The 19,389-nt window shown below is 37.9% G+C and carries 22 protein-coding genes, 1 other RNA gene and 1 pseudogene; 6 read left to right on the forward strand and 18 right to left on the reverse strand.

Going from position 1 to position 19,389, the window contains the following annotated elements; translation table 11 throughout:
- Nucleotides 1-256: 256 nt before the first annotated feature.
- The 4 genes and pseudogenes from ftsW to BLP77_RS11140 all read right to left on the reverse strand — a co-directional run bounded on the left by ftsW (nt 257) and on the right by BLP77_RS11140 (nt 4,534).
- Entirely contained in the window at nt 257-1,426 is a 1,170-nt protein-coding gene (gene ftsW, locus BLP77_RS11130) for a putative lipid II flippase FtsW (RefSeq protein ID WP_245686868.1), read from the reverse strand.
- A gap of 288 nt (nt 1,427-1,714) precedes the next feature.
- Entirely contained in the window at nt 1,715-2,674 is a 960-nt protein-coding gene (locus BLP77_RS16270) for an ABC-F family ATP-binding cassette domain-containing protein (RefSeq protein WP_425427839.1), read from the reverse strand.
- A 111-nt stretch (nt 2,675-2,785) separates the two neighbouring features.
- Nucleotides 2,786-3,343 (reverse strand): annotated as a pseudogene (locus BLP77_RS16275) (ATP-binding cassette domain-containing protein); the annotation flags it as partial.
- A 57-nt stretch (nt 3,344-3,400) separates the two neighbouring features.
- Nucleotides 3,401-4,534 carry a zinc-dependent alcohol dehydrogenase gene (locus tag BLP77_RS11140; RefSeq protein ID WP_093857216.1) on the reverse strand — a complete coding sequence of 378 codons (1,134 nt, stop codon included), beginning with the start codon at nt 4,532-4,534 and terminating at the stop codon, nt 3,401-3,403.
- A 153-nt stretch (nt 4,535-4,687) separates the two neighbouring features.
- Between BLP77_RS11140 and BLP77_RS11145 the strand changes: the two genes are divergently transcribed.
- Nucleotides 4,688-5,899 (forward strand): MFS transporter, encoded by a 1,212-nt coding sequence (locus BLP77_RS11145; protein WP_093857217.1) that lies wholly within the window; start codon nt 4,688-4,690, stop codon nt 5,897-5,899.
- Between the two features lie 14 nt (nt 5,900-5,913).
- On the opposite strand, the gene BLP77_RS11150 is transcribed toward BLP77_RS11145, so the two are convergent.
- Nucleotides 5,914-6,882: a cation diffusion facilitator family transporter gene (locus BLP77_RS11150; protein ID WP_093857218.1), complete on the reverse strand. Its 969-nt coding sequence runs from the start codon at nt 6,880-6,882 to the stop codon at nt 5,914-5,916.
- A 122-nt stretch (nt 6,883-7,004) separates the two neighbouring features.
- Here BLP77_RS11150 and BLP77_RS11155 point away from each other — a divergent pair, with 122 nt between their 5' ends.
- Complete coding sequence (locus BLP77_RS11155; protein WP_093857219.1) at nt 7,005-7,868, forward strand: DMT family transporter; 864 nt, start codon at nt 7,005-7,007, stop codon at nt 7,866-7,868.
- A gap of 20 nt (nt 7,869-7,888) precedes the next feature.
- On the opposite strand, the gene BLP77_RS11160 is transcribed toward BLP77_RS11155, so the two are convergent.
- The 5 genes from BLP77_RS11160 to BLP77_RS11180 all read right to left on the reverse strand — a co-directional run bounded on the left by BLP77_RS11160 (nt 7,889) and on the right by BLP77_RS11180 (nt 12,182).
- The gene (locus BLP77_RS11160) at nt 7,889-9,580 is read right to left on the reverse strand and encodes an acyl-CoA dehydrogenase family protein (protein WP_093857220.1); all 1,692 of its coding nucleotides are present in this window, start codon (nt 9,578-9,580) and stop codon (nt 7,889-7,891) included.
- Nucleotides 9,581-9,582: 2 nt separating this feature from the next.
- Nucleotides 9,583-11,088, reverse strand: a complete 1,506-nt coding sequence (locus tag BLP77_RS11165; RefSeq protein WP_093857221.1) for a class I adenylate-forming enzyme family protein — start codon at nt 11,086-11,088, stop codon at nt 9,583-9,585.
- Nucleotides 11,085-11,480, reverse strand: a complete 396-nt coding sequence (locus tag BLP77_RS11170) for a MerR family transcriptional regulator (protein WP_261753342.1) — start codon at nt 11,478-11,480, stop codon at nt 11,085-11,087. The genes BLP77_RS11165 and BLP77_RS11170 overlap by 4 nt, the downstream gene beginning before the upstream one ends.
- A gap of 171 nt (nt 11,481-11,651) precedes the next feature.
- The gene (locus BLP77_RS11175) at nt 11,652-11,741 is read right to left on the reverse strand and encodes a YjcZ family sporulation protein (protein ID WP_093857222.1); all 90 of its coding nucleotides are present in this window, start codon (nt 11,739-11,741) and stop codon (nt 11,652-11,654) included.
- 327 nt (nt 11,742-12,068) lie between these two features.
- Nucleotides 12,069-12,182, reverse strand: a complete 114-nt coding sequence (locus tag BLP77_RS11180; protein WP_093857223.1) for a YjcZ family sporulation protein — start codon at nt 12,180-12,182, stop codon at nt 12,069-12,071.
- Between the two features lie 182 nt (nt 12,183-12,364).
- Here BLP77_RS11180 and BLP77_RS11185 point away from each other — a divergent pair, with 182 nt between their 5' ends.
- Nucleotides 12,365-12,748, forward strand: a complete 384-nt coding sequence (locus BLP77_RS11185; protein WP_093857224.1) for an Hsp20/alpha crystallin family protein — start codon at nt 12,365-12,367, stop codon at nt 12,746-12,748.
- Nucleotides 12,749-12,812: 64 nt separating this feature from the next.
- Here BLP77_RS11185 and BLP77_RS11190 read toward each other — a convergent pair whose 3' ends face one another.
- On the reverse strand, nt 12,813-13,055 hold the full coding sequence (locus BLP77_RS11190) for a hypothetical protein (RefSeq protein WP_093857225.1): 243 nt from the start codon (nt 13,053-13,055) through the stop codon (nt 12,813-12,815).
- A 113-nt stretch (nt 13,056-13,168) separates the two neighbouring features.
- On the opposite strand from BLP77_RS11190, the gene BLP77_RS11195 reads away from it, so the two are divergent.
- On the forward strand, nt 13,169-14,002 hold the full coding sequence (locus tag BLP77_RS11195; RefSeq protein WP_176753053.1) for a DUF2268 domain-containing putative Zn-dependent protease: 834 nt from the start codon (nt 13,169-13,171) through the stop codon (nt 14,000-14,002).
- A 76-nt stretch (nt 14,003-14,078) separates the two neighbouring features.
- Here BLP77_RS11195 and BLP77_RS16135 read toward each other — a convergent pair whose 3' ends face one another.
- From BLP77_RS16135 to BLP77_RS16280, 5 genes are all read right to left on the reverse strand, one after another.
- Nucleotides 14,079-14,240, reverse strand: a complete 162-nt coding sequence (locus BLP77_RS16135) for a YjcZ family sporulation protein (protein WP_093857227.1) — start codon at nt 14,238-14,240, stop codon at nt 14,079-14,081.
- 144 nt (nt 14,241-14,384) lie between these two features.
- Nucleotides 14,385-14,480 (reverse strand): YjcZ family sporulation protein, encoded by a 96-nt coding sequence (locus BLP77_RS11205; protein ID WP_093857228.1) that lies wholly within the window; start codon nt 14,478-14,480, stop codon nt 14,385-14,387.
- Between the two features lie 137 nt (nt 14,481-14,617).
- Nucleotides 14,618-15,817: an MFS transporter gene (locus BLP77_RS11210; RefSeq protein ID WP_093857229.1), complete on the reverse strand. Its 1,200-nt coding sequence runs from the start codon at nt 15,815-15,817 to the stop codon at nt 14,618-14,620.
- Nucleotides 15,818-16,003: 186 nt separating this feature from the next.
- Complete coding sequence (locus tag BLP77_RS11215) at nt 16,004-16,453, reverse strand: GNAT family N-acetyltransferase (RefSeq protein ID WP_093857230.1); 450 nt, start codon at nt 16,451-16,453, stop codon at nt 16,004-16,006.
- 48 nt (nt 16,454-16,501) lie between these two features.
- Nucleotides 16,502-16,714 (reverse strand): YppG family protein, encoded by a 213-nt coding sequence (locus tag BLP77_RS16280; protein ID WP_093857231.1) that lies wholly within the window; start codon nt 16,712-16,714, stop codon nt 16,502-16,504.
- A gap of 195 nt (nt 16,715-16,909) precedes the next feature.
- Here BLP77_RS16280 and BLP77_RS11225 point away from each other — a divergent pair, with 195 nt between their 5' ends.
- The gene (locus BLP77_RS11225; protein ID WP_093857232.1) at nt 16,910-17,305 is read left to right on the forward strand and encodes an LAGLIDADG family homing endonuclease; all 396 of its coding nucleotides are present in this window, start codon (nt 16,910-16,912) and stop codon (nt 17,303-17,305) included.
- Between the two features lie 81 nt (nt 17,306-17,386).
- Here the strand turns inward: BLP77_RS11225 and ssrA are convergent.
- Both ssrA and smpB read right to left on the reverse strand, forming a co-directional pair.
- Nucleotides 17,387-17,744, reverse strand: a transfer-messenger RNA (tmRNA) gene (gene ssrA, locus BLP77_RS11230).
- 74 nt (nt 17,745-17,818) lie between these two features.
- Nucleotides 17,819-18,280, reverse strand: coding sequence for an SsrA-binding protein SmpB (gene smpB, locus BLP77_RS11235; RefSeq protein WP_093857233.1), 462 nt, complete (start codon nt 18,278-18,280; stop codon nt 17,819-17,821).
- A 144-nt stretch (nt 18,281-18,424) separates the two neighbouring features.
- Here smpB and BLP77_RS11240 point away from each other — a divergent pair, with 144 nt between their 5' ends.
- Nucleotides 18,425-19,282 (forward strand): GNAT family N-acetyltransferase, encoded by an 858-nt coding sequence (locus BLP77_RS11240; RefSeq protein ID WP_176753054.1) that lies wholly within the window; start codon nt 18,425-18,427, stop codon nt 19,280-19,282.
- The last annotated feature ends 107 nt before the right edge of the window (nt 19,283-19,389 follow it).

The raw sequence follows: 19,389 nt of genomic DNA on the forward strand, positions 1-19,389 counted from the left end.
ATACCACCTTAAACGAAAAAGCTCATACACTTATCTAAAAAATTCGTCATATTTTGTCTATACTACTCTTAATATCGGACGATGATTGAATAGTTAAAGTAAAACTTTACATTCTGCTGAAATGTGAGAAGAACGAGTCGCCAATTTAAGAGTTGGTGTCGCCAATCTGGGTGTCCGACTCGCCGTCACGAGCTTCCGATCCGCCAATCCACAAGTATAAAAAAAGAGACCGTCCTCTTAAACGATCTCTCTACCATTATTTTGCAGTTTGATAAGTTTGATTTGTCGTATCGGGCTCTTCCTCCCTATTATAGCCCCTCGCAATATTGCCTTTAATCGCGATATTCATAAGGATACCGAGAAAAGCAAAAGTAATGAGTAACGACGATCCGCCATAACTAATTAACGGAAGTGTAATCCCTGTAATCGGTAAAAGACCAGAAATAGCCCCCATGTTAATAATCGCTTGTGAAATGATTTGAAAGGTGATACCCAATGCGAGCAATCGTCCGAATTGATCTGGTGCACGCTTAGCAATGAGCACGCCTTTATACATAAAGATCATAAACATCCCTACAACAAACAAAACACCTAATAAACCCAGCTCCTCTGCGATAACTGACATAATAAAATCCGTGTGAGCTTCAGGTAAAAAGCCCGATTTTTGCACACTATTAGCCAGTCCAACCCCGTTTATTTCTCCTGAAGCAATCGCAATCAGTGAATGAATTAACTGATAACCATCACCCGATGGATCGGAAAAGGGGTCTAAAAAGGAGGTCAACCGTTCCATACGGTATTCAGAAAACACGATCAATGGGGCTGCAATCGCCAATGCGACGGCACCTAATCCAATTAAGTGTATGAGTCTAACACCTGCAAACAATAAGATAATACCGCACGAAATCAAAATCGATGTCGCGGTCCCAAAGTCTGGCTGTAAGACGATTAAGAAAAACACACCACCTAAAATTAATAGTGGCGGCAAAACGCCATCATTAAATTTATGGAGTCGATCCTGTTTATTCGTATAAGCTTTCGCGAAATATAACACCATCGCGATCTTGGCTAACTCTGATGGCTGAAATAAAAATAGTTTAAAATCTAACCAACGTCTTGCACCGTTATTAACCACACCTATTTGCGGTATCGCAACTAATATGAGAAATATAATCGATACAATAAAAATAATCGGAACAAGTTGCCCCAATCGACGATACGAGAACATACTGATGACAAAAAATACGGCTAAACCTAACATTAACCACAATCGCTGTCGTTTAAAATAATAGGCTGAATCACTTATGTTAGGATCGATACCTGCATAGACAAAACTAGCACTATAAACCATCACAACCCCGAATAGGGACAGTAACAATATAATAACGAGTAATGGGTAGTCCATGTTCTTTAAATGTCTCTTCAAAGCCAACCACCATCCTATATACACTATAACTGAAAAAATGCTGAAACAGAATAGGATTTTTTGACGCATTAAGTAGATTGATAGATTTTTATTAGATAAACTTAAACAGTTTTTAGTATAACTTAAATAATTTTAATAGAACTTAAACAAAAAAATTTATAACTTAAACAATTTGCCAGAAAACTTAAATAGAAATTAAGAAAACTTAAATAATTAAAATATATAAGCTTACACACCATTGAAAAAGTATAAAACTGCCCAGCCTAAGACTGAGCAGTTACTTATCTACTAAATAGTTGGTTGGACGTTTATTTTCTTGACGTCATCCAAATACTCTTCATACGTCATTTGTTCATCGATGATTCCGTCATCCGTTATTTCTATAATTCGATTCGCAATCGTTTGGATAAACTGATGGTCATGTGAACTGAATATGACGGATCCCTTAAATTTGATAAGCCCATTATTTAACGACTGAATCGATTCTAAGTCGAGATGGTTGGTCGGATCATCAAGTAATAAAACATTCGCATTGCTGAGCATCATCCGTGATAACATGCAGCGAACCTTCTCACCACCGGATAATACACTCGCTTTTTTAAACACGTCGTCACCTGAGAATAACATTCGGCCTAAAAATCCTCGGACGAATGTGTCCGTTTCATCCTCTGGGGAATATTGTCTTAACCAATCGATTAAGTTTAAATCGCTACCATCAAAGAACGCCGAATTATCTTTCGGAAAATAAGACTGTGACGTTGTTACACCCCATTTATAAGTACCTTCATCAGGTTCCATTTCACCCATTAGAATTTTCATTAAGGTTGTAACCGCTAAGTCATCTCCTAATAGTGCTACTTTATCGTCTTTATTCATTCGGAATGTGACGTTATTTAAAACCTTTTTACCGTCGATTGTTTTACTAACGCCCTCTACTTCTAGAAGGTCGTTACCGATTTCGCGTTCAGGTGTAAACGCAATATACGGATATTTTCTTGATGACGGTTTAATATCATCAATCTCAATCTTATCCAAAAGTTTCTTACGAGAAGTCGCTTGCCGTGATTTAGACGCATTGGCACTAAACCGCGCGATAAACTCTTTAAGCTCTTTGACTTTCTCTTCCTTTTTCTTGTTTTGCTCTTGTGCCATTTTTAAGGCTAGCTGACTGGACTCGTACCAGAAATCATAGTTCCCAACGTATAGCGTAATTTTCTCAAAATCTAAGTCAGCTATATGCGTACACACATTATTTAAGAAATTACGGTCATGCGAAACAACAATAACGGTGTTTTCAAAGTTAATTAAAAACTCCTCTAACCAGCGAATGGCTTGAATATCTAGACCGTTTGTCGGCTCATCAAGTAGCAAAATATCAGGATTACCAAATAAAGCCTGTGCTAATAAGACCTTCACACGGTCCGCTTCAGATAGCTCAGACATTTTTTTATCGTATAGGGAATCATCTACACCGAGTCCTTGAAGTAAAGTTGCAGCATCGCCTTCAGCTTCCCAACCATTTAACTCCGCGAATTCACCTTCGAGCTCAGCTGCACGCATACCATCCTCTTCTGTAAACTCACCTTTGGCATAAATCGCATCTTTTTCTTCCATAATTTGATATAGTCGCTCATGCCCCATCATGACAACCTGAATAACCTGCTCATCCTCATAGGCATAGTGATCCTGTTTTAATACAGCAATTCGCTCATCTTTACCGACAGAAACATGCCCTTCCTGAGGCTCAATTTCACCAGACAGTATTTTTAAAAATGTTGATTTACCGGCACCATTCGCCCCGATCAACCCATAACAATTTCCGTTTGTAAATTTTATCGAAACATTTTCAAATAGCTTACGACTCGGAAAACGTAAGCTTACATTAGTCGCTTGTAACATATTAAAAATCCTCCACATAGAAACTAGTCAATCCAATACATTATAGCATCTATATGGAGGATTGACGAATATTACCTAAGGCTTTAAAACAATCTTAATACAATCATCCTCACGATCATTAAATATTTTATAACCATGCGCCGCTTCCTCTAAAGATAATTGATGTGTTACGATATCAGTCGGGTTAAATTCTTCCTTAACAATCATGTCATAAAGCGTAGGCATATACGTAATAGCCGGAGCTTGGCCCATTTTTAACGTCACGTTTCTCGCAAAAAAGGCTCCGAGCGGAAACAAATTATAATTACCACCGTATACACCTGTGAATTGGACCGTCCCTGCCTTTTTTACGGCTTTAGTTAAAATTTGAATTGGGCCGAGTGTACCACCTTGAAGCTTAAGCTTTTGCTCTAAATACTCTAAAGGCGATTTTTTTCCGTCCATCCCAACACAATCGATGACTACATCCGCGCCACCTTTCGTCATTTCTTTCAAATGCTCTCCCATATCTGGATATTCCGTAAACTCGAACACTTCTACATTATTCGTTTTCTTGGCATGGTCCATTCGATAATTCAAATAATCTATGGCAATAACACGCTCTGCACCCTTCATCCAGGCAAATTTTTGTGTCATTAATCCAATTGGACCACAGCCCATGACGATAACAGTGTCTCCTTCCTTAACTCCGGAGTGCTCAACACTCCAGTAAGCAGTAGGTAATACATCTGAAAGAAACAGTAAGGATTCATCCCTCATCTCGTTTTCTTTAGGGACGACAAAAGGTGTGAAATTTCCAAATGGAACTCTTAAATATTCAGCCTGTCCACCAGGATAGTTTCCGAATTTCTCAGCATAGCCAAAATAACCACCCGAATCATAATGCGGATTGGAATTTTCACATTGACTTGTAATTCCTTCTTCACAGTAGGAACATTGACCACAAGAAACAGTAAAAGGAATGATAACGCGATCACCCTTCTTAACCTTGGTCACCTCAGGGCCTACCTCTTCTACTACTCCCATCGGCTCATGCCCGATAATATAACCTTTTGGTAATGGGAAATTTCCTTTATATAGATGGAGATCGGAACCACAAATAGCGGTTGAAGTAATTCGTACGATAATGTCATCTTTTCTCTCAATAGTCGGATAATCTTCTTTAGTAACCTTAATTTCATGAGGTCCGCGATAAGTTACTGCTTTCAAGTTATTTCTCTCCCAACATGATTATTAATTCCGAAAATAGTTTTTCCTAACTCATGTTAAATATGTAAGCGGAGTTTTCCTAATAAATCCCTTTTATATTAATGCTTAAAATGTACATGTTAAAGGATAAAATGAAAAATTGAGGTATGTACCATGAATAGCAAAACAGTTAGTACTTGGTGTATCATATCGATGGCGTCGATTCCACTTGTAATGACCTTAGGAAACTCGATGCTTATACCCGTACTCCCCATATTTGAAAATGAAATGAACATCAGTGCCTTTCAATCGAGTATGATTATTACCAGCTATTCGATTGCCGCCATATTATTAATTCCTATTGCTGGATATTTATCTGACCAGTTCGGAAGGAAAAGGGTGATTATCCCGAGCTTAATCCTTACTTTAATTGGAGGACTTATCGCAGGTTTTGCTTCATTAAAAATGGATAATCCTTTTTTTATGGTTATAATTGGAAGAATTTTGCAAGGGATTGGAACGGCAGGTGCATCACCAATTGTTCTACCATTGGTTGGTGATTTATACAATGACGATGATGAAAATGCGAGCTCATGTCTTGGCATCATCGAAACTTCAAACACCTTTGGTAAAGTATTAAGTCCAATCGTTGGTGCAGCATTTGCCACTTTAATATGGTTTTTACCTTTCTTTGCGATATCAGTATTCAGCTTTATTTCCTTAATCATGGTCTTCTTTTTTATTAAAGTCCCTAAGAATCAAGACAAACCCGATCCATTTAAAGAGTTTTTGAAAAGGACTAAAACCATTTTTCAAAATGAAGGAAAATGGTTATACATTGTCTTTATCATTGGTGCCTATATCATGTTAACCTTGTTTGGCATCTTGTTTTATCTATCTGAAATACTGGAAAAACAACATGATATTGCAGGAATCAAAAAAGGGATTATTTTGGCATTACCACTCCTAGTCTTATGCTTTGCTTCATTATTAACGGGTAAAAAAATTAAAGGTAATTTGCACGTCATGAAATACATTATCATGGCTTCCTTAATCTTGATGGCTACCTTTACACCTTTCATCGGGTTTTTTGAAGATAATGTACGAGTTTTATTACTGATGACAGGCTTTATCGGATTAGCCATTGGTGCCATGCTACCATCATTAGATGCGATGATAACCGAAAATATTGAAAAACGAGAACGCGGGACGATTACCTCTTTATATAGTTCTTCAAGGTTTATCGGAGTTGCCGCAGGCCCGCCAATAATGTCGATACTAATGGAAAGTTATATACACTTAGGCTATATATTGGCTGGTATTCTCGGAATCGCGATTTTTATTTTAGTTATTATCGTTATTAAACCAGAAAAACAAAGCACATAAAAAATGGAGAGGCTTTATTCCTCTCCATTTTTTTGATTAGGCTTATAGTTTTTTTCATCATCCGATTCGATAATACCAATCGTCGCATCATCAATATCCGGGTCTTCTAATAATGATTCCGAGACTTTAAACTTAATATCATCCGCTTCCGCTAAAGATAGTCCCTTAACTAATTCAATATAACTTTCAACATGATATTGTCTTCCCTCCTGTAAGACACGAATTTGACTGATATCGACGACTTTAGGATGGTCTAATATAATTTTGGCCACACGGTCTTTTACACGTTCTGGTGCTGCAACTCCAATTAAACCAATCGTATTTTCGTAACCGATTTTGATGGCTATTCCGATTAATAATACGCCGATGATCATGGTCCCAATCCCGTCCACAATATAATTCCCAGTGAAGTAGGCAACAATGACGGCGATTAAGGCAACCAGTGCTCCTAAAGTCGCGACAATATCCTCATAAAAAACTAAGCGCGTCGGAGGTGCTGAGTATTTGACATTTTGAATAACCGTTTTAATAAATCCCTCTTCAGAATTCTCAGCTCTTGACTCTTCCACAACCTCTTTCATGACTTTGGCTAATACATAACCATCAACTATGACAGAAGCAGATAATACTACAACGTTCAACCAAAAATTTGAGGATTCCTCAGGATGTTGAATAATTTCCCAACCTTTATGTAAGGTCTCATAAGCCATAATGGAAATCACAATGACCGCTAATAAAACAAATAAATTAATAACCCTGCCAAATCCTGTCGGAAAGCGTTTCGTCGGTTCCTTTTGGGCTAATATACTTCCGAAGTAAACCATACCCTGATTTAATGTATCAGCTGAGGAATGAATGGTTGTCGCAAACATCGACCCACTACCGCTTATTGCGGCAGCAATCCCTTTTATAATCGTTAAACCTAAATTTCCTAAAGCAGCAATTCCTGACGATTTATTACCTTTTTTTAATAATTCCCACATGTGATTACCCCGCCTTTTCCAGAGTTCTTCTATGTAGTTTTCACGATTATGGCTAAAAGATACTTTTTTAGGCAAGCACCGTGTTTCTAGTCATTCAATATATTAAAAATAGGTGAGTAGACATGAGATTGTATTTAGCATTACTTAGCTTAAGCTTTATATGGGGAATTGCTTTTATTTTAATCAAAATGACTGTCAATGTAACCGGTGTTTGGGGAATGGTCTTTTTACGCTGTTTAATTGGCGCAATTGCATTAACGCCATTATTTATATGGACATTAATAAAAACCAAACCATCCATCCCACTTAAACAGCTCATTATTCTCGGAACGATCAATGCGGGTATTCCGTGGGGATTACTCGCTTGGAGTGAAACGGTTATTAATAGTAATACGACTTCAGTCATTAATGCTTTAACACCGATATTTACAGCATTAATTGGTTATTTATTTTTTAGTAAAAGGCTTCAAAAAAAGCAATGGATTGGGATTTTAACGGGCTTTTTGGGGATTATCATATTAATGGAGTTTCAAATTCAACATTTATTTGGCAGTGATTTTATCGGAATTGGAACGATGGTTTTAGCCACCATTTTCTATGGATTCGGCTCACAATACCTAAAGAAACATCTTCAAAAGACTGACCTAATTATCACGACAACGGTCTCTTTATTTGTCGCATCCTTAGTCGGTTTATTGATCGCACTTGTCGTTCACGATATGCCAGCATTTGCTGAATTTGATTTATCCGTAACGTTAATAGTCCTTGCTCTCGGTGCTTTAGGCTCTGGTCTTGCCCACATCATTCTGTATTACATGATTATTAATGGGACACCTGAGTTTGCCACAACGGTTGCTTATATTATTCCGATTTCCGCCATGATTGCAAGTTACCTCATTTTAGAAGAGCCAATCACAGCTAACCTAATACTCGGGATGCTGATTATCTTTAGTGGGATTTATTTAACTAGCCGACAACATAGATAAGATGTCGTCGGCTCTAACGCCTAGCTTAATATGGATGTCTGTGTTTGATCCTGATTCGCTACGATTAAGTCAAAATATTTTAATTCTAATGGATCTTGCTGATAACCAGTTATCAAAGTCTTGTTGATAAACACCTCAGCTACAGCGTAGTCACGCTCGAAGTTCTCCCCATCTTCGATATGATCTAAAGCGATTACCGCTTCATAAAGATCGACCATGTCTTGAGCTAACTTCTTCGGATACATGAGACGGGCACTCATATTCATATTTGATAATTGTTGTAATGACTGCTTGAATTGATTCAATGCTTGGTAAACGGGCGTCGCTAATGGCTTAACCGTCTCTGGTAAACGAGCTAGCCTTTCTTCCATATCTCTTAAAAATAGCTCATGCACATTTAATTTCTCAATCAGACGTAAAACCTCTAGACCTAAAATATTTGCCGTCCCTTCCCAGACCGTTAATACTTGGGCATCACGCAGTAAACGAGGCGTCACAAAATCCTCGATATAGCCATTTCCGCCGTGCATTTCAATTGATTCATGTGCATAGTCAATCGCCTGCTCGGCTGTTTCCTTCTTTAATAAAGCAATATAGAGCCTCAACATAGCCATATCGTCCTCAGTCGCTTGAGAGTCTTTAGCCATCACCTGGTCAAATAACGAAATCATATCAAACGTCGCAATTGTTTCAACTTCTAGTTTAGTTTTCATATTGACTAAAGTCTCTTGAATCATAGGATAATGCGTGATTTTTTGACCAAACGCATCACGTTGAAACGCGTAATCCTTTGCCTCTTGATAAGCACGACGCATAATGCCTAACGAAGCCACAGTATTACAGACACGCGATAAATTTAAAGCCTCCATCATGTATTTAAAGCCTTGTTTAGGGTCACCAACCAAGTATGCCTCCGCACCATCAAACTCCACTTCAGCAGACGGAACCGCTCGGACCCCGAGTTTATCCTTTAACCTGCGAATACTTAATTGTTGCTGCTCTCGGTTACGTTCCCACGGGACTAAAAATAAACTTAACCCTTTTGTCCCTTCAGGAGCCCCCTCGATTCTAGCTAAAACTATGACAACACCGCACATCCCAGCATTACTGGCAAAATATTTTTCACCATACAACTGGTAGCGATCACCAACTTGAACCGCTTTAACGACATTAGCTCCGACGTCAGATCCACCCTGACGTTCGGTTAAAAAAGTTGCCCCTTCAAATAACTCAACGTCACCCGTTGAGATCACATGAGGTAAAAATTTGTCCCGAAGCGATGCGTCTGCATAGTGGTCAATCAAATAAGCTGTTGCCAGCGTTAACGTAACCGGACAATAAAAACCTGGTTCTGATTGAGACAATAAGTAACCTTGTGCGTAAGAGTACATGTAGTTCCCTTTGCGCTCAAGTTCTGGAATGTCTTTATGAACATAGCCGATAATCCCTGTTTGGTAAGTCTCTTCGACTGTTTTTCGATAGCCTTCATTGACCCAAACTTGATTAACTTCTTCACCCATTTTATTGTACTTGATTAGACGTGGCTGTCCTTCCCGATCTGTGTGAATGGCTCGTTCATCAATTTCATTCGCAACCTTTTCACCGAATTCGGTTAACTGCTCATGGGCATAATCATAAAAATCCGTTGGAAGATACTTTTTCATTAACCGTTGAATCAGCCGATCATTGATATAGTAGTTGTGTTGACTCATGACTAAACAGTCCTTCCCTCTTGTTCTCTCAATTGATTTTTTAATAACTTACCCGTCGCATTTCGTGGTAGTGCTTCTAACACCTCGTAAAAATGCGGGATCTTATAGATAGCGACCTTATCCTGTAAAAACTGTTTACACGTCGTCTCTACATTACTAACGTCGTCATTTAAAACGACAAACGCTTTAGCCGATTCCCCCCATTCAGGATGTGGCACACCCACGATCGCAACATCTTCAATATCCGGATGCGTCATCAATATTTTTTCAACCTCGCTTGGATAAATATTGACACCACCTGAAATAATCACATCTTTCTTGCGGTCAATCACCCAGAAATAGCCATCTTCATCACGCTTAGCAATATCACCCGTATATAACCAGCCACCTTTAATCGTTTCCTTTGTCTTTTCAGGTGCTTTATAATAGCCTTTCATATTCCCTTCACCACGTAAGATGATTTCACCTGGCTCGTCAAGACTATTTTCATCAACCAATCGAATTTCGCAATTTAAAGCTGCGCGCTGACCGATACTACCTGATTTATGGTCGTGCTCCCTAGCCTCAAGTAACGTTCCATTTGGACCAGCTTCCGTCAATCCGTATACACACATAAGGTCTTCAGTTGAAAAACGGTCTTTCACCAATTCCACTTCAGCCTTGCCAAGTGGGGCCCCACCATAAACCCAATATTGCATCGACGTTAGATCATATTGGTCAATATCGGGTCGCTTAGCCTTCATTATATAAGCTACTGGCGCGCCAAAGAAATGCGTTGTTCGTTCCTTCTCAACCGTTTTTAATAATAATTCAGGTGTAAATGTAGGGGTTAGCACATGCGTGGCACCGACATACAAACCAGCACCCATAAATAAGTGTAGTGGAGCCGAATGACTTAATGGCATCATATGAAGAATACGACTGTCTTTATTCATATTCATCTCAATACAAATCATGGTCGCGACCGTTAAAATATTACGATGGGTAAACAAGACACCTTTTGGATTACCAGTCGTGCCAGAGGTATATAAGATGGATGCTTCATCATCCTCCGTCGAATCACAATCAATTGGTTCAGCCTGTCCAACTAATAAATCGTCTAACGACAACCAATTCCCCTGTTTCTCTCCTGTTTTCAAACAAATCAATTCCTCATGATCAGCAATGGGTTTGGATTGATCGAATAGCCATTCATGTGTCGCAAAAAATTGCGCTTCACTATGCTGAAGGATATATTCTATCTCACTTGTCGTTAACTTGGCATTGTTTGGGATGACGATACCTTTTAACCTTAATACCGCTACATATAGAAACATAAACTCTTTCGTATTCGGCATATGAATGATGTGTTTATCACCCGATTTAAATCCGAGTTGTTTAAGTTGGCTTGATAATTGGTTGACCGTATCCTCCCACTCTTGATAAGTTAATCTTTCTGTTGGCGTTACAATCGCCTCATGATTTGGAAATTTACGAGATTGATAAGATAACAGCTTTGAAATATTCATCTATTTTCCTCCCCTAATTGATCTAATGTTTTCCGAAAAACATCTAGATACTGCTCCATTTCACGTCTAAGCTGCATCAACTCTTCAAGCCTTTGCGTTACCTCATGTAGCTTGTCCTCCCCATATTCGATTGTCTTTTTCAATTGCTCACGACCGGTTGGATCTTTTTCAAAAAGTAGGATCATGTCTTTAATTTCGTCTAACGAAAAACCGTATTTCTTACCTCGAAAAATAAGCTGTAGCTGAATTTTTTCCTTTTTACCATATTTACGATGGCCATTATGATTTCGTTTTGGTTTAAGTAAACCAATTTCTTCGTAGTACCGAATCGTTCGTGTCGATACACCAAACATAGCTGCTATTTCAGAAATCGAATAAAGGTCGTTGCTCACCTCACCCTCTCCTTTTGTCACAATATTCTTAGTTTACCATTAACGTTAACGTAAAGTTCAAGCATTGAATGGTTATTATTTTTTTGGAACTTGGACAATCGCAGGGCAAACTTGGACAATTAACAAGCATAAAAAAGGCTGCGAAAGATCGCAGCCTTTTTTGTATTTATTTTAGTACCAAGAAGCACCAACAATGATTAGTAGAATGAACAACACCACAATTAAGGCAAATCCGCCGCCGTAACCATATCCTCCTGACATGGAAACATTCCTCCTTTTATCATTTTCACTATCAACATATGTGGAGTAATAAAAAATGATAGGGCACCTGCGGAATTGTTGAAAAAAATAATCAAAATCCCTCAGTTGATAAATAATATAAGAAATCGACCACCGCCCAAATGAGACGGTGGTCATTGGAGGTGAAAATTTTATAAAAGAGGTCTCGGCTACTTTTATAAAATACTATGCCTTAAAAATAGTTTAGTAAGGGCATTCTCATTAATTAACTTTACTTTCTAAAGAAAAGATCTAATAACGTAAGAAAGCTGCACCAAAATTAGTGCAGCTTTTCTTAGTTTAAATTATTTAGTAACCATAGCCTCCGCCGTAGCCCCAAGTTGCACCAACAATAATAAGTAAGATAAACAACACGACGATCAACGCGAATCCTTCACCATAACCGTATCCGCCTGCTGACATAGACTAACACACTCCTTAATTTATTTTTACTTTCAACGTATGTTATGTAACGGATCTTGGTTAGGGCGTTAAAGCGGGTTTTGGACAGATAAAAGCAGTGATAATCCCGATATTAGCCCATACATTCAATTAACGTTGGACATATGCTTAATTAAGGAACAGAGGAAAGGGGTTGTATGATCATGGCTTCAAAGAATAACTCTAGAGGAAACCCAATGGAATTAATTAATGATTTTTTTCAGTCGAAACACCATCAATCCTTAATGCATAATATTGACCAAATATTTCAGCCAAATCAAAAAATCATTCCGATAGACATTAGCGAAAATCGCTCATTTTTCATTATTACAGCAACACTAGCGGGCATTCCTAAAGAGAATATCAACCTTGAATTGATGGGCGATCAATTAATCATCAATATTAATCATAAAAATAACCCTTACGAGAAACGGAAAGTAGACTTACCTTCATATGTTACGCCAAACGGAATGAAAGCCAGACATCGAGACGGGATATTGCAGATAAAATTTCCTAAGATAAAAGGTGAAAGTATTGAAATTAACTAACAACATGAATCATAAGGTTTAAAAGTGCAGAAGTACGATAAAGTAATCCTGCACTTAACCATTTTTACCAAAATGCTCCAGCCAATGCGATTCCTGCTATAAACGATAAGGCTATCGGCACTCCGAATCCAAAGCCACCATAACCTCCGTAAAACCCATAGCCTAAACCGCCGCGTACAGGCTGAAGCCAGACACGACTAGGCGTCACTCTTGTGATGCGTCCAACATGAACGAAACCATCCATCTGTCTGACTTTTACCACTTCGCCATGAAACTGACAGCATCTATTATAAATGTGCATGGACATACATTACCACTCCTATATCTTTTCTATTAGTGTATGCATACTAGTTTTATAGGAATAGACATACGTTTATTTTATAGAATAATAGGTTTATAAATACGTAAGGAGAGATCATATTGCCTGTTATTAACACCTACGATTGGCTAAAAAACTTTTCAAATCAATGTGAGCAAAACCGATCTAAGAACCCCTATTTAATTCAATTAGAAACACTATGCAAACCCATCAAGGATCACTTTTCATCCTATGATATCGAAGAACTTCATTATATTTTACTTCAAAATGGATTATTTGAGCCTAACGAATGGAGACATATCAAGAAAACCTCCCGTCTCATACAAGAAAAGAATCAATGGAAACTTGTTCAAAAAGAATTTAAAAATCTGAAGAGTAAATGGAATGGTCCAGACATCCCTATTTTTATCCTTCCTGTCAAAAGAGCACACCACAAAGTTCAGCGAACCACTCTAAAAAAGGGTGGATTAGCCTTTAAAGAAGCCTTATTTTTATTTTTATCTCCCAATCTAACAAACCATGAAGTTAAATCAGTTTTAGCTCACGAATATAGCCATGTTTTTCGACTAAACCATTTCAAACTTAATGAAGCAAAGTTAACTTTAAAAGACATGTTAGTTCTAGAAGGGCTTGGGGAATATGTGGTGAAAGAGTTATACGGTGAGGAATATCTTGCCCCATGGATTAATTTATACAGTTATGAGCAAATGTCAGATCTATGGGACAGGGAATATTCTAATAACTTAAACTTGCTAAATAAGGAAAAACAACATCTATTGTTGTTTGGAATCGGTAACCATCGCCTCCCTAAGTGGATTGGCTACAATATTGGCTACGCTATAGTTGAATCCTATCAAAGAAACCAAGGTATTAAGAGTAGTAAACAATTATTAAAAACGTCGGCGGATGAAATTATAAATGGATCTAATTTTTAAGCAACCTGTGCGGTGGTAAAGGAAAAACCTTACCCTACAAAAAGGATAAGGTTTTATATTCAATCAATCGAGCGGCTTAGTAAAATGATGCTCCTACGATAATGAGTAGGATAAATAATACGACGATTAAGGTGAATCCGCCACCATAGCCGTAGCCACCACCACCGCCGTATCCGTAGCCACAGCCTCCAAGGCCTCTATTTCCATAAGGTCCGCAGCCACCGAATCCGAATGACATATCTTCAACCCCTTTCAAAAAATCATGATTTTGCTAAAGACAATGGTTCAATGTGAGTTAAATTAATTATGCGCATATTAATTTAGCTACTATGATGAATTGAAGGAATGATGGGGATACGATTAGTTATTTTAAAAATTCTACTTAGTACCACCAGGAAGCACCTACGATAATTAATAAGATAAACAGCACAACAATTAACGCAAAGCCTCCGCCATATCCATAACCACCGTAAGACATCATTTAGCCCCCTTTCATATTGTTTAAGAGCGTTAACTCTTTATTTTAATTTATGTAGGGGGCTAATAGATTGTATAGACGACTATCCTTTTATCATTAATTCATATATAAAATTGTCATGTTACTTGACTACTTTGTTAAGAATGCGAGACCTGTTGACGTTTCCTAAATAAATAAACGACAAGACTAATTGACAGGCTTAACCCAAGTATTGAACCGATGATTGTAACCGTCTGCAGTGGAAAAAGCTCGGCGAAAAAACCAAGCATAAGCGTAAAGACAATTTGAAAGATCGATTGGATTATACTTGCCACACTTCCAATTCGCCCCATAATATTGACGGGGACTTGATTTTGGAAAAATGTCGTATAGCCAGCGTTGGCAAATGCCATAAAAAAGCCTAAAATGATGAACGAGACTAAGGCAGATATAAAGTTAAAGGATGAATAAAACAACACATAACCAACTGATGACAATAGCATACCGCCACCAATGTAATAACACAGTTCAACCTTTTTAGCCAGCATTGTCGCCACTAATGCACCAACAATTGAACCTGCGCCTGTGATACTAATTAACAACCCATAATACTCATCTGATAACCCTAAATCTTGCTTAATAAAGGTAACTTCCTGAGAATCAAGTGCAAACCCAATTAACATAGTAAGCTGGAACATGAGATATACCGCTACAAAAAAATGAGCTTGCTTAAAGAAGGATACGACGACCTTCCAATCATTGAGCCAATTTTGTAAGTGATTGGTGGTTGATTCTTTTTCGGTGGTTTGATCAACATTAGGCAGACATAAAATGATTATGCCGCAAATGATAAACGTCACAGCATTAATAAAAATACTTAAATCCGTTCCATAGTACATGATTAATACACCGGATAAAGCAGGACCAAGTAAGAATGCACCAGAACTCATCGTCCCCATCATCGAATTGAATCGTTGTCGCCGTTCTTCTGGAACTAATCTTGTGATATAAACTTGTGACGTCGGTCCAAAGAATGAACCTACTAAACTTATGATAAATACAACAGAATAGATTCCCCATATATTTTCGATAAATGGCAGAGTCAATACCAAGCCTCCCCTGATTATATCGACTGATACGAGAAGCTTCCGTTTATTTACCCGGTCGATCACACTTCCAGACCACGTATTCGTCAAAATGGTCGCAATCGGCTTTATGACATAAAGACCCGCAACCGCGGCTGCAGACCCCGTTAGATTCAATATGTATAAATTAATCGCAACTAAATAAATCCAATTCCCTAAATATGAGACACCTATCCCCAAAATGAGCAACAATGGATATTTCCAAGCATTCATCGTTATCACCTACTTTTTTTCAGTGTAACTTAATTTACTGCCTAAATTTGTTGATAATTCGAAAATTTCTTGAACTAATGGAAATCTTGGTCTTGAAGTGCCTGGCCATATTTGAAATTGTCTAGTTGCCTTAGTGATTCAAAACATAAACAAGGGAATAACGGAGAGGGAAAATCTATCACGTATTTAGGGTTCATCGTTTAAATCCCTCTCCATTAATGTAGAAATTTTTTGGAAGCCAAGTTTTTCATAAAGATGTTTGACAGGATTGCCTGCATAAACGTTTAATTGAACTTTTTCGTGACCCTCTTCTTTCAATTGCTTAAACGCTTTCTTACACAATTTTTCCGCTAAGCCCTTTTTCCGAAACTTTGGAAGCACATAAATTTCCGGAATAATACCAATAACTTGATCAGTATGATAGTCAAATGTTCTTCCTATACCGACCCATCCTTGGATAACATTGTTTTCAATACAGACAAGATAATAACCACCATTGGACAAAAATGGAGACACCATTTCAAGAGCTTTCTCTCTTCGCGGTTCAACATAACCCATAGTAGCTTCCTCTAATACGTCCAGAGCATGTTTTAATATCTCTTGAGTCTCATTATAAGTAGCTTTTCTGATTGTCATGTCCATCTCCCTTGAATATTAACTGACATAAAGAAAAAACTCATGATTCTACTTTTTGATGAATTGAGTAATAAGTGGGTTCACTTGGTTATAAATTTGTTTAACTTGATGTGCAGTAGCTGATATTTTATTAAAATCCAATTTTCCATCGGGAGTTTGAAATTGAGATATTAAATTTGGCCTAGCAGGAGTTTGTGACCCTTGTGGTGGCCGATGAAAATTCGGCGGCATCGGTCGCTGTCTCGGACCTCCAGGAAACATAAAAAACACCACTCCTTACATTTGGTTTTATTATATTCTATTCAAAAAAGTGGTCAGTGGAAAGGTATCCGTCCTATTGCTGCAACATTTTTAGTTCATAAAAAATAAAATAAAAAAACTAAACACGAACACTTGTTCTTTTATATTAAAACATGTATACTTAATTTAGACATTTTCGAAAGGGGACGCCATATCATGTTGAAATCTTGGGAAGCAGCTTATTTAGCAGGTATGATCGACGGTGAAGGAACCATTTCATTTAAAAATATAGACTCAAAAGGAAAACGAAGCCCAGTTATCACGATCAGTTCTTCTGATTTAAAAATGTTAGTTTATATTCAATCCATTCTAAATGGCAGCTTATCCAGTAAAAAAATAATCATCACGGAAAGAACGACATATCTATATTCGCTGGAGATCAAGATGAGGGAATCCGTTTATGAAGCTTTAAAGCAAATTCAAACCTTTCTACATGCTGACATTAAAAAGCAAGAAGTTGACAGCATGTTGGAACAATTTAACCCCAGAATCAGATCTATTTTACCACCAAAAAATGCTTCTAAGGATATGTTATTGAAAGAAGCTTATTAAAAAAATAAAGCATAAGCTTTCCAAACGGAAAATTTATGCTTTACGTCACAAATAGCCCCAAATAAATATTGGGGCTATTTTTAATGGAGACGGTGGGAATCGAACCCACGTCCAAAGATATCGCCACTTAAGTTTCTACGAGCGTAGTCGGTATATTATCATTCGCCAACTCTTCAGCCTACCGACAGGCTTCCAAGTGGCTAGTCTGATTAGTCTCTTCTAGAATCCTCAGACGGCGAATTCTAGCGTAGCCCGCTCATTTTGAGACCCTTCAATCTGCCACACGGGCGATGGCAGGAAGGATCCTGTAGAATCTGCTTACGCAGCTACAGCGAAATCGTTTTGTTTGCCAGTTATTATTAACTGATGACGTTTTACGAGTCGTCGCTCGGCTCGCTACTTAAGCTCGACCTATCCCTGTCGAATCCGTAACGTCCCCGATAAATAACTAATATTCAATTGCAACGTATATTATAACACGCGCTTGCTTAATTGAAAATGGAAAAAGTTACTTTAATAGCGGTCTTTCATCGCGCGTTCAGCCTCTCGCTTCATCGCTTTTTGCTTTAAGTCTTCACGTTTATCATATTTCTTTTTACCCTTACCTAAACCAATTAGAAGCTTAGCGACGCCATTTTTAATATAAATTTTTAACGGCACCAGTGAATAGCCTTTTTGCTGTGTTTGGCCGATGAGCTTGTTAATCTCTTTTTTATGGAGTAAAAGCTTTCTGGCACGTGTTGGATCGTGGTTAAACTGATTGCCCTGTTCATAAGGTGAAATATGCAAGTTATGAACATAAGCTTCACCTTTTGATATACGTGCGAAAGCATCCTTTAAATTAACACGCCCAGCACGAATGGATTTAATCTCGGTGCCTTTTAAAACCATTCCTGTTTCATACGTTTCTTCTATAAAATAATCGTGACTAGCTTTACGATTTGTTGCAATGGCATTCGAATCTTTTTTCGCCATCTCTCTTCCTCCTCACTGCATAACGTTATTTTACCAAATTCTGAGTGCGTTTTAAACTAAGGAAAAAAGTTAAACTTATAGATAGACATAGACAATTTAAGTATGGCACTATTAATAGTTAGAACAGATATTGGGGGGTACTACATGATAGACACCATACAAATCAGACAGCTACGTTTAGAGGATCACGATTTAGTCAAAAGCATGCAGACAGGAATTGAAGATGATTATATCGTTCGTGTCTTTGAGCGTTTAATTCGAAATGATGTAATATACGGCTTATTTAATGATGATCAGCTTGTCTCCACTGCTGGCTATTCCCTTTATGCCAATCAATATGCGATGCTTGGCCGATTAAGAAGTGATAATCGTTATAAAGGTAAAGGGTACGCTACTCAGCTAATTGAGTTCATTATCGAACAATTACAACATGAGAATCACATTAAATGGATTGGTGCCAACACGCAACGTCACAATTTCCCAGCATTGCGTGTGTTAAACAAGTTAAATCTGCCTCAGTTAAAAGCGTTACATGGGTCGACGTTAGTTAAGCCTGAGGTTTTAAATTATACACCGGGTGAAAAGTGGACACCTATTGAGACGTTAGAAGGTAAAAGAGAAGTTTTATCATCAATCGAGCATAATCCAGACGTTATTTTCCCGTATGAATGTTATTACCCTTTTCCATCTCATCCAAACCTGTTTAAAGATGATGAGATTAAGGATTGGTATTTCTTCAAAAACCCTAACAATAACCGCTTCATCATCATTAATTTTGATCAAAAGAAACATCAGTACGCTCATGTCGTTTATCTATGGGATGACGTTTTTACACAGCCTGGACTTTGGGAGACCATCTTAGACACGCACAAGGAATTCCAGAAAACCTATGGCGATGATACGTACGTTTGGATTGATCTAACGGACGAATCAAGAAAAGATGCGTGTGAAGAAGCATTCCAAATTCAAGATCCATGGATTTTGCATGGGAAATGGAAATAATGAAATAGCAGTCGCGCATAAATCGAGAGAGGCGCGCATATTTAATAAAATACGCGCATAAAATTCAAAACTCGCGCATAAAAGGAAGACGCTCATAAATTCAAAAA

The organism is Tenuibacillus multivorans (assembly GCF_900103915.1).
GTDB classification, from domain to species: Bacteria; Bacillota; Bacilli; order Bacillales; family Alkalibacillaceae; genus Tenuibacillus; species Tenuibacillus multivorans.

Excerpts from the sequence above, each read along its gene's own strand:
- BLP77_RS11145 (WP_093857217.1), top strand. The coding sequence starts at position 4,688 with ATGAATAGCAAAACAGTTAGTACTTGGTGTATCATATCGATGGCGTCG.
- BLP77_RS11150 (WP_093857218.1), bottom strand. The coding sequence starts at position 6,882 with ATGTGGGAATTATTAAAAAAAGGTAATAAATCGTCAGGAATTGCTGCT.
- BLP77_RS11155 (WP_093857219.1), top strand. The coding sequence starts at position 7,005 with ATGAGATTGTATTTAGCATTACTTAGCTTAAGCTTTATATGGGGAATT.
- BLP77_RS11160 (WP_093857220.1), bottom strand. The coding sequence starts at position 9,580 with ATGAGTCAACACAACTACTATATCAATGATCGGCTGATTCAACGGTTA.
- BLP77_RS11165 (WP_093857221.1), bottom strand. The coding sequence starts at position 11,088 with ATGAATATTTCAAAGCTGTTATCTTATCAATCTCGTAAATTTCCAAAT.
- BLP77_RS11175 (WP_093857222.1), bottom strand. The coding sequence starts at position 11,741 with ATGTCAGGAGGATATGGTTACGGCGGCGGATTTGCCTTAATTGTGGTG.
- BLP77_RS11180 (WP_093857223.1), bottom strand. The coding sequence starts at position 12,182 with ATGTCAGCAGGCGGATACGGTTATGGTGAAGGATTCGCGTTGATCGTC.
- BLP77_RS11185 (WP_093857224.1), top strand. The coding sequence starts at position 12,365 with ATGGCTTCAAAGAATAACTCTAGAGGAAACCCAATGGAATTAATTAAT.
- BLP77_RS11190 (WP_093857225.1), bottom strand. The coding sequence starts at position 13,055 with ATGTCCATGCACATTTATAATAGATGCTGTCAGTTTCATGGCGAAGTG.
- BLP77_RS16135 (WP_093857227.1), bottom strand. The coding sequence starts at position 14,240 with ATGTCATTCGGATTCGGTGGCTGCGGACCTTATGGAAATAGAGGCCTT.
- BLP77_RS11205 (WP_093857228.1), bottom strand. The coding sequence starts at position 14,480 with ATGTCTTACGGTGGTTATGGATATGGCGGAGGCTTTGCGTTAATTGTT.
- BLP77_RS11210 (WP_093857229.1), bottom strand. The coding sequence starts at position 15,817 with ATGAATGCTTGGAAATATCCATTGTTGCTCATTTTGGGGATAGGTGTC.
- BLP77_RS11215 (WP_093857230.1), bottom strand. The coding sequence starts at position 16,453 with ATGACAATCAGAAAAGCTACTTATAATGAGACTCAAGAGATATTAAAA.
- BLP77_RS16280 (WP_093857231.1), bottom strand. The coding sequence starts at position 16,714 with ATGTTTCCTGGAGGTCCGAGACAGCGACCGATGCCGCCGAATTTTCAT.
- BLP77_RS11225 (WP_093857232.1), top strand. The coding sequence starts at position 16,910 with ATGTTGAAATCTTGGGAAGCAGCTTATTTAGCAGGTATGATCGACGGT.
- smpB (WP_093857233.1), bottom strand. The coding sequence starts at position 18,280 with ATGGCGAAAAAAGATTCGAATGCCATTGCAACAAATCGTAAAGCTAGT.
- BLP77_RS11240 (WP_176753054.1), top strand. The coding sequence starts at position 18,425 with ATGATAGACACCATACAAATCAGACAGCTACGTTTAGAGGATCACGAT.